The 14,980-nt window shown below is 42.2% G+C and carries 16 protein-coding genes; 10 read left to right on the top strand and 6 right to left on the bottom strand.

Going from position 1 to position 14,980, the window contains the following annotated elements; all coding sequences use genetic code 11:
- The first annotated feature begins 33 nt into the window (after positions 1-33).
- On the top strand, positions 34-426 hold the full coding sequence (locus SD449_RS01935; RefSeq protein WP_404828016.1) for a helix-turn-helix domain-containing protein: 393 nt from the start codon (positions 34-36) through the stop codon (positions 424-426).
- A 31-nt stretch (positions 427-457) separates the two neighbouring features.
- On the top strand, positions 458-835 hold the full coding sequence (locus SD449_RS01930) for a DNA topoisomerase IV (RefSeq protein WP_318308352.1): 378 nt from the start codon (positions 458-460) through the stop codon (positions 833-835).
- A 42-nt stretch (positions 836-877) separates the two neighbouring features.
- On the opposite strand, the gene SD449_RS01925 is transcribed toward SD449_RS01930, so the two are convergent.
- From SD449_RS01925 to SD449_RS01900, 6 genes are all read right to left on the bottom strand, one after another.
- The gene (locus tag SD449_RS01925; RefSeq protein ID WP_318308351.1) at positions 878-1,840 is read right to left on the bottom strand and encodes a sterol desaturase family protein; all 963 of its coding nucleotides are present in this window, start codon (positions 1,838-1,840) and stop codon (positions 878-880) included.
- Between the two features lie 66 nt (positions 1,841-1,906).
- Positions 1,907-4,534: a DNA gyrase/topoisomerase IV subunit A gene (locus tag SD449_RS01920; protein WP_318308350.1), complete on the bottom strand. Its 2,628-nt coding sequence runs from the start codon at positions 4,532-4,534 to the stop codon at positions 1,907-1,909.
- A 24-nt stretch (positions 4,535-4,558) separates the two neighbouring features.
- On the bottom strand, positions 4,559-6,418 hold the full coding sequence (locus SD449_RS01915; RefSeq protein WP_318308349.1) for a DNA topoisomerase IV subunit B: 1,860 nt from the start codon (positions 6,416-6,418) through the stop codon (positions 4,559-4,561).
- Between the two features lie 102 nt (positions 6,419-6,520).
- Positions 6,521-7,423, bottom strand: coding sequence for a DMT family transporter (locus SD449_RS01910; RefSeq protein WP_318308347.1), 903 nt, complete (start codon positions 7,421-7,423; stop codon positions 6,521-6,523).
- Between the two features lie 67 nt (positions 7,424-7,490).
- Complete coding sequence (gene ychF, locus SD449_RS01905; protein WP_318308346.1) at positions 7,491-8,585, bottom strand: redox-regulated ATPase YchF; 1,095 nt, start codon at positions 8,583-8,585, stop codon at positions 7,491-7,493.
- Positions 8,586-8,818: 233 nt separating this feature from the next.
- Positions 8,819-9,172 carry a 4Fe-4S dicluster domain-containing protein gene (locus SD449_RS01900; protein ID WP_318308345.1) on the bottom strand — a complete coding sequence of 118 codons (354 nt, stop codon included), beginning with the start codon at positions 9,170-9,172 and terminating at the stop codon, positions 8,819-8,821.
- An 85-nt stretch (positions 9,173-9,257) separates the two neighbouring features.
- On the opposite strand from SD449_RS01900, the gene SD449_RS01895 reads away from it, so the two are divergent.
- From SD449_RS01895 to SD449_RS01860, 8 genes are all read left to right on the top strand, one after another.
- Complete coding sequence (locus SD449_RS01895) at positions 9,258-10,304, top strand: acyl-CoA reductase (RefSeq protein ID WP_318308344.1); 1,047 nt, start codon at positions 9,258-9,260, stop codon at positions 10,302-10,304.
- A gap of 71 nt (positions 10,305-10,375) precedes the next feature.
- Positions 10,376-11,440: a 3-phosphoserine/phosphohydroxythreonine transaminase gene (gene serC / locus SD449_RS01890; RefSeq protein WP_318308343.1), complete on the top strand. Its 1,065-nt coding sequence runs from the start codon at positions 10,376-10,378 to the stop codon at positions 11,438-11,440.
- Positions 11,441-11,470: 30 nt separating this feature from the next.
- Positions 11,471-11,809 (top strand): four helix bundle protein, encoded by a 339-nt coding sequence (locus tag SD449_RS01885; RefSeq protein WP_318308341.1) that lies wholly within the window; start codon positions 11,471-11,473, stop codon positions 11,807-11,809.
- Between the two features lie 30 nt (positions 11,810-11,839).
- Positions 11,840-12,793 carry a D-2-hydroxyacid dehydrogenase gene (locus SD449_RS01880; protein ID WP_318308340.1) on the top strand — a complete coding sequence of 318 codons (954 nt, stop codon included), beginning with the start codon at positions 11,840-11,842 and terminating at the stop codon, positions 12,791-12,793.
- A gap of 75 nt (positions 12,794-12,868) precedes the next feature.
- Positions 12,869-13,510, top strand: coding sequence for a DUF937 domain-containing protein (locus SD449_RS01875; RefSeq protein WP_318308339.1), 642 nt, complete (start codon positions 12,869-12,871; stop codon positions 13,508-13,510).
- 69 nt (positions 13,511-13,579) lie between these two features.
- Complete coding sequence (locus tag SD449_RS01870; RefSeq protein WP_318308338.1) at positions 13,580-14,038, top strand: DUF6146 family protein; 459 nt, start codon at positions 13,580-13,582, stop codon at positions 14,036-14,038.
- A gap of 33 nt (positions 14,039-14,071) precedes the next feature.
- Positions 14,072-14,587: a DUF6787 family protein gene (locus SD449_RS01865; protein ID WP_318308337.1), complete on the top strand. Its 516-nt coding sequence runs from the start codon at positions 14,072-14,074 to the stop codon at positions 14,585-14,587.
- 54 nt (positions 14,588-14,641) lie between these two features.
- Positions 14,642-14,980 carry a hypothetical protein gene (locus tag SD449_RS01860; protein ID WP_318308335.1) on the top strand — a complete coding sequence of 113 codons (339 nt, stop codon included), beginning with the start codon at positions 14,642-14,644 and terminating at the stop codon, positions 14,978-14,980.

Below are 14,980 nucleotides of genomic sequence, written 5' to 3'. Positions count from 1 at the left end.
GAATATACTACCTTTGGATTATATTAATTTACAATTGTGAACAAAGAAATTGTAGCTCGTATAGAAACCATAATTGATTACCTGGAATTGTCCGTTTCCGCTTTTGCAGATGAAATAGGCGTGCAGCGTTCGAGCATATCCCACCTATTGAACGGTAGGAACAAACCCAGTTTGGATTTTATAATGAAACTGGTCCATGCATATCCAGAGGTGGACCTGTATTGGTTGCTAAAAGGAGAAGGAAGTTTTCCAAAACAACAGGTGGCCGATATAGAGGAGGAAGTCTTGGAACAGAAAAAGGAACCAGCCTCTCCATCTGATCTTAATGTGGCAAAAACAAAGTCTACAGGCACCAAGGAGCCCTCCAAAATAGTTATCTTCTATCCCGACGGTACTTTTGAAACATACCACAGCAAAAAGGATTGATGCTTTCAGGTACTTTCCGTTACTTTGCAACATGACAAAGTATTTATTTTCAGGATTGCTCGTGTTGCTTTTTTTTGGCTGTGGTCAACCACCGGAGCGTAATTGCACGGATTTTAAAACAGGTAAATTTACGTTTACCGCAACCATAGATGGTGAGGAGAAAAAAACTACATTCTACAGAACCTTGGACCTGGAAGTAGATGAATTTGAAGGAAAAAAGGATTCTTCCTCCATTCGATGGATCAATGACTGTGAATATGTCCTTAAAAATTTAAATCCCAAGAACAAGGCCGAAGAAAAACCAATTCATATCAAAATATTGACCACAACAGAATCTTCATATACTTTTGAGTACAATGTTGTTGGGGATAATCGAAAGTTTAAAGGAACGGCCCATAAAGTTGATTAATGGGTCCCCGATTTAAACTATTCCTGTGCGGGCATGAATTTTTTAGTTTGGTCTTTGATAGGCCAGTTCCGGACTGGCTTCCTTTTGCTCTTTAAATAGGCGTTGCTGCTGCTTTACGGTAAGCGTGCTCCCATCGTGGCTCCATCCCGGAGGGCCGAAGATATACATTAGTTTATGTGAAAGCTTTTTGGATTTCTTTACGTCCTTCCAGATATCTTTGAATTCATGGGTGAGAATCACTACCGGATTATATGATTCCGGAGCGTGAATCACACCGTATTTTACATCAATATCATCGTCCAGTTCCTTCCAGGTACCGAACATTTTATCAAAGATATTCAAGAAACCTCCATGGTTTTTGTCCAAATACTCCACATTTTGGGCGTGATGTACCTGGTGCATGGTATGTGTGTTGAATATTTTCTCTAAAAACCCAAGTTTTGGAACATAAACGGTATGGAGTTGAAATTGCCATAAGGCTTCAATACCTAAACAAACCACCACCATTTCTGGAGGGAAACCAATTGCTGGCAACCACATGTAAAAGAAGGGCTTGTACAAAATGGTGAACCATCCATTTCGGATTGCCGTCCCTAAATTAAAGTTGTCGGATGAGTGGTGAACAATATGAGCCGCCCACAAAATGCGTACCTCATGATTGGCCCTGTGAAACCAATAATACGTAAAATCATCACCTAATTGACACAAGATCCACACATACCAAGCATAACCGAAGGATGTATAACCCATGATATTGGTCCTTACCCCATCCACTAAAGGATTGAAGAGTTCGTAAGTTCCTTCAAACAGAAGAATCGCAAAAGCTACTTTAAATAAGGGACCTAGAATTGCGGACCCGATGCCCATAAAACCACTGGCGGCCAAATCTTTCCAATTGTAAAGATCGTGGTGGTCGTGATCATGGGTTTTGCTATACGTTAATTCTAATAAAATAAAGGCAATAAAGACTGGTACGCCATATACCAGCGGGTTTGTGAAATCCATAAAAATGTATTAAACCGTAATGCTTTAGGTGTGTAACTTAACGCACCAAATTAGACATAAAAAGCTTTAAAACAAAGTAGTTTGATCAGAACTGTCATTCTTTGTTCCTATATCATTATCATCCGAATCTATTTCTTCTTCATCCACAACTTCGATGTCCTCAGCTTCCTGTTCCTCGGGCTCATCGAATGGTAAAGGGTCCAAAATATTAATATTTTTCACCTTATCCGCAGTGAGCTGGTTTCCAATTGCTTTTATACCTTTTACAGCGATAAAGTCCTCCACATCCACTTCTTGGTTGGGCTTGGCATCTTTCCCTCTAGGCTTTACAAACTCAATTTCCAATAAAGGCCTCCAATCCGTAGATACGAGTTCCAAATAGGATTTAGGGTCTTCATCGATGACCAACTCCTCCTTGTTCGGATTTTCTACTAAAAACCGCTTAAGATAAAATCGGTCCTTGTCCCCTACATAATGTACCACCGAAATTGGCTTGTCTGGATTCCATTTTTCCAAGACCACCATATCGTCGTTAAAGCGTGTGAGCAAATCGGGCGGAATGGTTTTTACGATACCTTTCTGGTCTATTACCAACAACAGGTCGTCACCTCTGAATTCTCCAAGTAGCTCCCCTCTTCCATCAACATTGAGTCGGTTCACTACATCATCGAACCAGATTTTTCGAGGTTTTAGTGTGGACACCCCCTTTTCTTTGAGTTCGATGCGCTTTACAGGGTATTTGGTGACCAAATTTCCTTTCGATGTTCTTCCTTTGATAAGAACGTCCGAGAAATCGATGTCCCATTTTAATTTTTTGATGCTCCCCGATTGTCGCAGCATAACGGTGACTACTTCAGCCTCCCCATTTGGATTGGCTGAGAAATACAATACCTCGGAGGTAGACTTGTCGCCCGCAAGGTCATATATCTTGTCCCGAGTTATACTGGTGACATTGAACCTTTTTATGTAGCTGGGCCCACCCTTCATGCTCTTGTAGATCATGTTGTAGATGGTCCGTTTGTCCTTCTTTTTGAAGACCGCTACATGGATAATATTTTTCCCGACAAACACCTTGGAATCTACTTTGGTGACCATCATCTCCCCTTTTTGGGTAAAGACTATAATGTCGTCGATATCGCTACAATCAGTAACATATTCATCACGTTTTAAAGAGGTGCCGATAAAGCCTTCCTCGCGATTCACGTAAAGTTTCGTGTTTCTGATGACCACTTTGGTGGCTTCAATCTCATCAAAGATCTTTATCTCGGATTTTCTTTCCCGTCCCGCTCCGTATTTCTTTTTAAGCTCCTTGAAATAGTCAATGGCATAATCCACCAAATGCTCCAAATGATGTTTGGTCTGTGCAATTCTATCCTCCAAACTTTCAATGAGTTGTTGGGCCTTGTCTAAATCAAATTTTGAAATTCTTTTGATTCGGATTTCGGTCAGCCTAACAATGTCATCTTTGGTCACCGGTCTTTTTAAATGGGCAATATGTGGCTTTAATCCTTTGTCAATGGCTTCAATAACACCTTCCCAGGTTTCCTCTTCTTCAATTTCGCGATAGATCCTGTTCTCAATAAAGATTCTTTCCAAAGAAGAGAAATGCCACTGTTCTTCCAGTTCATCCAGCTGTATTTGAAGCTCTGCTTTAAGTAATTCCACGGTATTGTCCGTAGATCTTTCCAGCATTTCCTTTACCCCGATAAACAAGGGTTTGTTATCCTCGATAACGCAGCCCAAGGGCGATATGGACGATTCGCAGGCGGTAAAGGCGTACAGTGCATCAATCGTTTTATCGGGTGAAATACCATTGGGCAGGTGTACCAGTATTTCTACTTCTGCGGCCGTGTTGTCCTCAATCTTTTTTATCTTGATTTTCCCCTTATCGTTGGCCTTCAGTATGGAATCTATCAATGAGGATGTATTGGTCCCGTAGGGTATTTCGTTGATGACCAAAGTGTTTTTGTCCAAAGTGGAAATCTTGGCCCTTACCCTGATCTTGCCACCACGCATACCATCATTGTAATTGGTCACATCAATGATGCCCGCCGTAGGGAAATCTGGATAAATGGTAAATTTCTTTCCTTTGAGATGTTTGATGGAGGCATCTATCAACTCATTGAAGTTGTGGGGCAATATTTTTGTGGAAAGACCCACCGCAATACCTTCGGCACCTTGGGCCAGAAGCAGCGGGAATTTTACCGGAAGGTTTACCGGTTCCTTTTTTCTACCATCATAAGAAAGTTGCCATTCCGTGATTTTTGGGCTATAGACGACCTCAAGGGCAAATTTGGAAAGCCTTGCCTCGATATAACGTGGGGCGGCGGCACCGTCGCCCGTCAAAATGTTTCCCCAGTTACCTTGGGTATCGATCAAAAGGTCTTTTTGCCCTATTTGTACCATGGCATCGGCAATACTGGCATCGCCATGTGGATGGTATTGCATCGTATGTCCGACAACGTTGGCCACTTTGTTGTAACGGCCATCGTCCAATTCCTTCAGCGAATGCATAATTCTTCGCTGCACTGGCTTAAATCCATCTTCGATGGCAGGTACGGCGCGCTCCAATATTACATACGAAGCGTAGTCCAAGAACCAGTCCTTGTACATCCCGGTCACCTTTACCAGGCTATCTTGGGACTCGTCTTGGTTTTCTAAACTTTCATCGTTCAGTTCTTCATTCTCTTCCATTTAGAAGCGGGGCATTTATTTGGGTTATAGTTGGTTTTCTTCTACTAGGTCCAGTTCTACTTTAAGATTGTTGATGATGAATTCTTGCCTATCGGGGGTGTTTTTGCCCATGTAGAACTTTAAAAGATTGTCAATGCTCATGGCCTTGTCCAGCATTACCGGTTCCAGACGAATATCTTCTCCGATAAAGTTTTTGAACTCATCAGGGGATATTTCACCCAATCCTTTAAATCGTGTTATTTCTGGCTTTCCGGAGAGTTTTTCAATGGCCTGTTTTCTTTCCTCGTCGCTATAGCAATAAATGGTCTCCTTTTTATTGCGCACCCTGAACAATGGGGTTTGAAGAATATATAAGTGGTTTTCTTTGATCAATTCCGGGAAAAATTGCAGAAAGAAGGTAATCAATAATAAGCGAATGTGCATTCCATCCACATCGGCATCCGTGGCGATCACAATATTATTGTATCTGAGTTCCTCCATCGAATCCTCGATATTGAGGGCGGCCTGCAGTAGATTGAACTCTTCGTTCTCGTACACGATTTTTTTGGACATTCCGTAGGAGTTCAACGGTTTTCCCCTCAAACTGAACACCGCCTGCGTGTTCACGTCCCTTGATTTTGTAATGGATCCAGAAGCAGAATCTCCCTCTGTAATAAAAAGTGTCGATTCCAATCTTCGGTCCTTTTTCATATCCTGAAGGTGAACACGGCAATCACGCAATTTTTTATTGTGAAGGCTTGCCTTTTTAGCACGGTCCCTAGCCAGTTTTCGGATTCCCGAAAGTTCTTTCCTTTCTTTTTCCGCCTGAACAATCTTTTTTTGGAGCGCTTCTGCAGTCTTTGGATTCTTGTGCAGGTAATTGTCCAATTGGGTGCCTACAAAATCATTGATATAGGTCCGTACCGTGGGCAAATCTCCTCCCATGTCGGTCGAACCCAATTTGGTTTTGGTCTGGCTCTCAAAAACAGGTTCCATCACCTTGATGGATACAGCAGAGATTATCGATTTCCTAACATCGGAAGCATCATAATTTTTCCCGTAGAAATCACGTATGGTCTTTACCACGGCTTCCCTGAAGGCAGATTGGTGCGTACCTCCCTGTGTGGTGTGCTGCCCGTTCACAAAGGAGTGGTACTCCTCACTGTACTGCGTTCTGCTATGGGTCATGGCCACTTCGATGTCGTCACCCTTTAAATGGATAATGGGATAAAGGAAATCGTCCTCGTTGTTATTGTCCTCCAATAAATCCTTAAGACCATTTTCGGAATAGAATTTCTCACCATTGAAGACAATGGTCAAACCTGGATTTAGATAGACATAATTTTTGAGCATGCGTTCCACATACTCATTTCGATATTTATATTTTTTGAAGATGGATTCATCCGGGGTAAAGCTGACTTTGGTTCCCTTTCTTCGAGAAGAATCTTCCAAAAGCTCTTCATTTACCAAATTCCCCGCTTCAAACTCCGCAGATTTTGATTGTCCGTCCCGGTTGGATTCTACCCTAAAGTAATTTGAAAGAGCATTCACCGCCTTGGTACCTACCCCGTTCAGTCCCACGGATTTTTTAAAGGCACGTGTATCGTACTTTCCTCCGGTGTTCATTTTGGAAACAACATCCACCACTTTTCCTATGGGAATGCCACGACCGTAATCGCGGACATGGACCGTGTTTTCCTTAATACTGATTTCAATGGTTTTCCCCGCTCCCATCACAAATTCGTCGATGGAGTTATCGAGTACTTCTTTTAGAAGGATGTAAATACCATCATCCGCTGAGGAACCATCGCCCAACTTACCAATATACATCCCAGGACGCATACGAATATGCTCCTTCCAGTCCAGCGAACGAATATTATCCTCGGTATATTGAGTATCTGCCATTAGTAAAGGGTTAATCCCTGCAATATAAAATTTAGGAGCAAAAATAAAAGGTTGCGCTATAGAAAGTAATCAACAATGAATACTATTAATTGTTAATATAAATCAACGTCCGGCCCTTTTCTTTCCTTGCACCGAAAGGTATGTGACCCCAAAAATAACCACCAACATCCCAACCAACTGCCAATATGTTAGTTTTTCGTCCAAAAACACAAAAGCAAGCAAAATGGTGGAGATGGGTCCCAAACTTCCCAAAATTGAAAAATTGGAGGCGCCCAATCGTTCTATGGCCGCTGACACTAGGAAAGACGGAATCAATGTGGCAAAAATAGCCATGGCCAAACCATAAGCATACACAGGCCCAGGGTAATCCATAAAATCCCAGTTCCCAGCGACCAAATAGTGCAGTACAATGCAAATGGTAGATACGATCATGGCGTAACAGGTGAACCGAAGCACGCCAAACTTGGGAATCAACCAACCGCTGCCCACCAAATAGGATGCATAGGTAATGGCACTTAACAATACCAAGAATCCTCCCAACAGTACTTCGTTGCCCGAGGTGTCCAATTCGTCCCAAAAGGTAATGAGCACCCCAACGTAGGTATCGCAAATGGCGATAAACTGAACCTGGGTAATCTTTTTCCTGAAAATCAACCAAGTTAGAAATACTACAATAGTCGGGTATACAAAAAGAATAATGCGTTCCAGACCAGCCTTGATGTAATTCAATCCTTCAAAATCGAAATAACTGGCCAAATAATAGCCCACGAAGCCAAAAACAATGAGCCACGCATAATCTTTGGTCACAATTTTTGCTTTTGATGATTTTTTTCGGATCAAGAAAAGAATAAAAATATAGAACGGAAGGGAGAATAGCATTCGAAACAACAGCAAATCGAGCGTATTCACATCGTAGCGGTACGCGAGTTTGACCATTACAGCCTTTGAGGAGAAGAGAACCACCCCCAAAACACCGTATAAAATTCCCAAACCTTTACTGGACATTGGGCAAAGCTATTTTATACCAAAAAAGATGAAAACGGAAAATTATAAGAATTACAATGCCCAGCGGTTACACGTTGAACCTAAAGTGCATTACATCACCATCTTTCACGATATATTCCTTACCCTCTACGCGCATACGACCAGCCTCTTTTACTTTGGCTTCGCTTCCATATTTCACGTAATCATCGTAAGCGATGACCTCGGCACGGATAAAGCCCTTTTCAAAATCGGTATGGATTACGCCGGCAGCTTGGGGAGCTGTTGCACCAACGGGAATAGTCCAGGCGCGGACTTCCTTTACCCCTGCGGTGAAATAGGTTTCCAAATCAAGTAGTTTATATGCGCCACGAATCAATTTGGCTGAACCTGGCTCGGAAAGTCCCAAGTCTTCCAAGAACATTTGGCGTTCTTCATAGGTCTCCAATTCAGTGATATCTGCCTCTGTTCCAACGGCCAAAAAGATGACTTCGGCATTTTCGTCGGCAACGGCCTGTTTTACTTTTTCAACATAGGCATTTCCGTCAACAGCCGCTCCTTCGTCCACGTTGCAAACATACATTACGGGTTTGTCCGTAATCAACTGCATGGGCCTCACGAATTCTTCACGGTCTTCCTTTCCAATTTCGATGGCCCTGACGGATTTTCCAGCTTCGAGACCTGATTTCAATGCAGAAAGTACGGCTTCTTCCTTTTGGGCTTCCTTGTTTCCAGTTTTGGCAGCACGCTTTACTTTGTCCAGTTTCTTTTCCACACTCTCCAAATCCTTCAACTGCAATTCCATATCTATGGTCTCCTTGTCCCTAATTGGGTCTACGGAGCCGTCAACGTGTACCACATTATCATTGTCAAAACAACGGAGCACGTGGAGAATGGCATCGGTTTCCCTGATGTTGCCCAAAAATTGGTTTCCAAGTCCCTCACCCTTACTGGCGCCCTTTACAAGCCCGGCAATGTCCACGATTTCAACGGTGGCAGGCACCACACGTTCCGGATTCACCAATTCTTCCAATTTTTCCAAACGTTGGTCGGGCACATTTACCACGCCAATATTGGGTTCAATGGTACAAAAAGGGAAGTTGGCACTTTGCGCTTTTGCGTTGGACAAACAATTGAAAAGTGTTGATTTACCTACGTTTGGCAATCCTACAATACCTGCTTTCATTTAAATTCTTATGTTTTGAGGGTGCAAATATAAGTTGAAGTTTTGGCACTGGTGCCTAATACCCTTGAATCAATAAATAAAGTCCTATTATTACCAAGGCGATTATGCCAAAAATGGCTATCAGGGATAAAATGCATCCTGCCTGCTTCCAAATACCGTTGTATTCCTTTTCTTTTTCCTGCATAAAAAACCCCGAACATTGGTCCGGGGCTAAATTAAATGTTTTTTATCGCCTAACCATCGGGGTGCATGAACTTTTGCTTGCCCAATAGCTCCTCTTCCGTTTCAACATGATCTTCATCGGGAACACAGCAATCCACGGGGCATACCGCCGCACATTGTGGTTCTTCATGAAATCCCTTGCATTCGGTACACTTATCGGGGACTATATAGTAAAGCTCATCGCTAACAGGCTCTTGGGCTTCATCGGCATTTACCTCTTTTCCATTGGGCAATACCACATCACCGGAAAGGGATGTTCCTTCGTTATATCTCCATTCATCCGCACCTTCATAAATTGCCGTGTTGGGGCATTCTGGCTCGCAAGCACCACAATTTATGCACTCATCTGTTATAATAATTGCCATAATTTTCTTTTCCTTTTGGGCTGATTCTTATCAGCATGCTTACTTTTGACAAAAATAAACCCTAGTAAATTAGTGTACAAATTTAATGGCACCAGATAGAAATACCATAGAAGCTTTTGTTAAACTTGGAAAATACCTAACGGATTTTTGTGATAAATGGTATTCCGATGACCCAAAAGTTGATGAAAAGCTGAAGGAAGCCGTCACCTTGGCGGGTCATCACAACGGTTGGTTTACCGAGGATAACATTTTGTTTTCTTTGAGACAGTGGGGAGAATTGCTTACGACAGAAAATTTGAACAATTGGTTATCCCGTTACACTTTTAGCAAAAATAGTGAGCCAAAAACCGTGGGCATCGTTATGGCGGGGAACATTCCATTGGTAGGATTTCACGATTTTTTATCCGTTCTTCTTTCAGGCAACAAGGTTTTGGCCAAGTTGTCGTCCAACGATAAAGTGCTATTGCCCTATCTTTCCAAATATTTGATGGCGCAGGAATCGTCCCTTGCGGATAAAATTGAATTTGTTGAGGGAAAACTTGAAAATTTTGATGCCGTAATCGCCACGGGGAGCAACAATACTAGTCGCTATTTTGAATATTATTTTGGAAACAAGCCCAATATCATCCGAAAAAATAGAAACTCGGTGGCCGTCCTTAGCGGAAACGAGAGCGAAGAAGAATTAAAAGTACTCGGAGAGGATATTTTCAGGTACTACGGACTGGGCTGCCGCAATGTTTCCAAAATCTATGTGCCGAAAGATTATAATTTTGACGGTTTGTTCAATGCACTTTTCCCTTATAAGGATATCATCAACCAACATAAATACGCCAATAATTACGATTACAACAAGGCCGTTTATTTGATGAGTGAATTTAAGATCTTGGATAACGGTTTTCTGATTTTGAAAGAGGACGAATCACTCACCTCCCCCATTTCCGCTCTGTTTTATTCCTATTATGATAATGAATCCAGCCTGAGAGAAAAGTTACAAGAAATGGAGGATCAAATCCAATGTGTGGTTTCCAGTAAAGCAAAGGAAAACGAGGTAAACTTTGGCGACACCCAAAAACCAAGTTTAAACGACTATGCGGATGGAATCGATACAATGGAATTCCTGTTGAAACTTTAAGAAAATCCTAACCACAGGAAACGTTTTAAGATCCAACAATTTTTAAGACCTTTACTCCTTAAACCTAATCAATGAAAAAGCACAATTTTAGCGCAGGCCCTTGCATTTTGCCCGCAGAGGTAATGTTAAAGGCTTCCGAGGCTGTCCAAGAATTGGATGGTATCGGACTTTCACTTATAGAAATATCCCACCGAAGTAAAGAGTTTGTGGCCATTATGGAAAAGGCCCGTTCACTTGCCCTGGAGCTTTTGGGACTGGAGGGCAAAGGGTATCAAGCCTTATTCCTTCAAGGTGGAGCCAGTATGCAATTTTTGATGGCCGCGTACAATCTGCTCGACAAAAAAGCAGGATATGTGAACACGGGAACCTGGAGCCAAAAAGCGATAAAGGAGGCCCGATTGTTCGGCGACGTGGTGGAAGTGGCATCTTCCCAAGAAGATAATTTTAAATACATCCCAAAAGGTTATAAAATTCCATCCGATCTGGATTATCTGCATCTTACTTCCAACAACACCATCTTCGGTACACAGATCAAAGAATTTCCCGAAACCGATGTTCCTCTGGTTTGCGACATGAGTTCAGACATTTTTTCACGTCAGTTGGACTTTTCAAAATTTGATTTGATTTACGCCGGCGCACAAAAAAATATGGGGCCAGCTGGGGCTACCCTTGTTGTAATCAAAGAGGATATTCTGGGCAAGGTATCACGTAAAATACCATCCATGATGGATTATTCGGTACACGTATCCAAGGAAAGCATGTTCAACACTCCTCCCGTTTTTGCCGTCTATGTGTCCATGCTTACCATGCAATGGTTGAAAGATTTGGGCGGTATTGCCGCCATCGAGGAAATCAACGAGCGGAAAGCCAACTTGATATATTCGGAAATTGAGCTCAACCCTATTTTTTCAGGATTTGCCGCCAAAGAAGACCGTTCCATTATGAACGCGACCTTCAACATCACCGATGATGAACTAAAAGATGTATTTGACGATATGTGCAAAGAAGCAGGTATAAGCGGCATCAACGGACACCGTTCTGTGGGCGGTTATCGGGCTTCGATGTATAACGCCCTTCCCATTGAAAGTGTCGGTGTTTTGGTGGATATTATGAGTGAACTGGAAAAGAAAGGATAACGTCCTTCAGTTTTAGGTTCTAAATTTTAAGTGTTGATTGAAGAAAAAAGTTTTCAGTTCTCTTTGAGCATAATCAAGTTGGTAAAAGACTTGAAGAGCAACAAGGAGTTTATTTTTGCGGATCAACTTCTTCGGTCGTCAACAAGTATTGGGGCCAACGTAGCAGAAGCTGGGGCAAGGCAATCCAAGAAAGATTTTATTTCAAAAATGGCAATTGCTTCCAAAGAAGCAAGGGAAACCAGATATTGGCTAAAATTGATAAAGGAGGCCAATCTATCGCAATTAGAACTATCCGAATACCTGAATGAAATTGACCAAATCATTAGAATTCTGACTAAAATCGTGAAGACCAGTCAAAAAGAGATTTAGCACTTAGAACTTATAATTCAACATTTATTTATGAAAGTGATTTTAGCTAACGACGGAATTGCCCAACAAGGAATTGACCTGCTTGAAAAAGAGGGTTTTGAAGTAAAGAACACCCGTGTTGCCGAGGAACAATTGGCCAACTATATCAATAAAAACAATGTTGAAGGATTATTGGTACGTAGCGCAACCAAGGTCGACAAGAAACTCATTGACGCATGCCCTACCCTTAAACTTATAGGGAGAGGCGGCGTAGGTCTGGACAACATTGATATTAAACATGCAAAATCCAAGGGAATCGAAGTTTTCAATACGCCGGAGGCATCATCGGAATCCGTGGCAGAATTGGTTTTTGCTCACCTGCTGAACGGTGTTCGGTTCTTGCACGATTCCAACCGGAATATGCCTTTGGAAGGAGACAGTCAATTCAAACAACTCAAAAAAAGCTATGCCGGTGGTGTGGAACTTCGCGGAAAGACTTTGGGAATAGTTGGTTTTGGGAGAATTGGACAGGCTACGGCCAAAATGGCCCTTGCTTTGGGAATGGATGTTTTGTTCACCGATCACCAAACCAATGAAGCTACTCTCGAGCTTTCTTTTTTTGATGGACAATCCGTAAGTTTTGAAGTTAAAAGTAGGGCCTTGAAGGAGGTTTTGGCGAATTCGGACTTTGTGAGCTTACATGTTCCTTCACAAGAAAAATATCTGATCGGAAAAAAAGAACTTGGACTTATGAAGCCGGGAGCGGGAATTATAAATACATCTAGAGGTGGGGTCTTGGATGAAGTAGCACTTATAGAGGCTTTGGACTCCGACCACCTTGCTTTTGCAGGTCTGGATGTATACGAATCCGAACCCAATCCGGAAATCCAAATATTGATGCATCCCAAAATTTCCCTTAGTCCGCACGTTGGTGGCTCTACCGCGGAAGCGCAGGAACGAATTGCAGTGGAACTGGCAGAGAAGGTTATCAAATTGCTAAAATGATAGTTTTGAAAGGTTTGAGACCTTATCAAAACCTACTTTTTTGTACATTGTCCTTTCAACCTTAACACTAACACAATGTCAGGATTATTAGATTTGATCAACAGCCCCGTAGGCAAACAGTTGGTCAGCGGTGTCGCTGGACAAACAGGACAACCAGAAAATAAAACGGCCGAGGTTTTGAGCATGGCCATGCCCCTTTTAATGGGTGCAATGAAAAAGAACGCTTCCACACCGGGGGGCGCACAGGGACTTATGGATGCCCTCTCCTCCAAACATGATGGTGGCATTCTGGATGATTTGGGAAGTCTCTTCGGAGGTGGTGTGGACCAAACAGTTATGGACGATGGCGCCGGGATTCTTGGTCATGTGCTTGGTTCCAAACAGTCACAGGTGGAAAATGCCCTGAGCACCAAATCAGGAATCGATGCAGGATCTGTTGCTCAAATATTGAAAATCGCCGCCCCTATCCTTTTAGGATATTTGGGCAAACAAACCAGACAACAGAACGTGAACAGTCCTGATGGGCTCAACGGACTTCTTGGAGGATTGATGGGAGGAAACAAAGTTGCGAACAAACAGCAATCCTTGATCGAAACTTTCTTGGACAGTGATGGCGATGGCAGTGTTATCGATGATTTGGCCGGAATGGTGCTAAATGGTGGAAATCAGAAAAAAAGGGGGCTGGGAGGAGTACTTGGCGGACTTTTTGGGAAATAAATCCACATCTTAACCTTATTTAACAAAGCCACCTGAAGATTCAAGTGGCTTTTTTTGTATTTTAAAAGTATGAAAAAGAGACTTTTATTCCCCATTTTAATCGGTTTGATAATGTGCTTTGGAATACTTTCCTGTACTTCACAAAAATCGGTGGTAGATGTTTCCAGTGAAGAGAAGGCAGTCTTCGAATCTCAGGATGAAGAACCCGTAGAAATTGCGGATGACGAAACCGAATATGAAATCATCATAATAGAACCTGGGTTCAATACATGGCTACAGTCCATCGCCAGGCCGGAAGGATATTATTCGCAATCGTTCTTGGAGAATCGGAACATCATTTTGGTGACCAATTGGAACCAAAGGGTGCTCAACCCACTAAGATGGAACCCCAATCTCTACGAAATGCAGATCAATTACGATCCAAGCATTGACTATGGTTACGAGGTAAATTACAAGCTCTATAATTACTTCATTTATTTTCAGAGAAAATATAATCAGCGATTGGGCCCTTTCATTCCAAGGATTTAATGTACTATTTTTGCGTTAAATTACATCTGAGCAATGCAAAAACTTAAACAGCGCTGGGAGATTCAAGAGAACTGGCAAATTATCTTTCCTATTTTGGGCGCACTATTGGTTTTATTCACCGCCTACACCATATCTAGAAGCTTTTTGCACATTTTTGGCCTCAACAACTCCGTGTTTGAATGGATCGTCACCTTTGGTGGTGTGGCTTTACTGTATTTTATACTGGTGAAGTTTTTCCTTTGGTGCTTTAAAAAGGTAGAAAACAAATGGAAAGTGGATTACAAATGGGAGATGATTGCCATCTTCATTGTTTTTGCCTTGACGGGAAGTGCTGCCGGAAAATTGGCAGGCCCCCTGGTTCATTGGATTGGTTTGGATAGTGGGAATGTGCACGGAGCAATTTATTGGTCACTTCGTATCCTTTTGATTTTCCCCATATACCAGGTCATTCTCGTTGCTTTTGGGTGGTTGTTCGGGCAGTTTGAGTTTTTCTGGAATTTTGAGAAAAAGATGCTGAAACGAATGGGTTTGGGCTTTCTTGTACCATAGTTTATGGTTTTTTTAACATAAAAAGAGGTTTTACAGTGGTTACTTTGCCCTAGTATGATTTCCGACCTCTACAAGCGCATACTTATTTTTGGTTCCCTGATGATGGCAATGGCCATTTTGGCCCCCTCCCTCATAAAGCTGGGACATACCCTTTACGAGCATAGCCAAGAAAAACATTGTGTTGCATATGGCACAAATCATATTCACGATGCTGATCTGGATTGTGATTTTCACGATTTTACTTTGGTCAACAAAGTACTCATTAATACTTCTTTCAACTATATCCCGGTCGAGATACCCACAATAAAGTACACGACCTCGGTATATACCTACATTTATAAACCCAAAGAGGTTTCTTTCCGGGCTTTGCGAGGTCCACCTGCTGTTTCATAG

Origin of the sequence: Flagellimonas crocea, assembly GCF_033441595.1 — a bacterium.
GTDB classification, from domain to species: Bacteria; Bacteroidota; Bacteroidia; order Flavobacteriales; family Flavobacteriaceae; genus Flagellimonas; species Flagellimonas crocea.
Note: the sequence above shows the minus strand (reverse complement) of the source record. Positions and strands in the feature narration are given on the sequence as shown.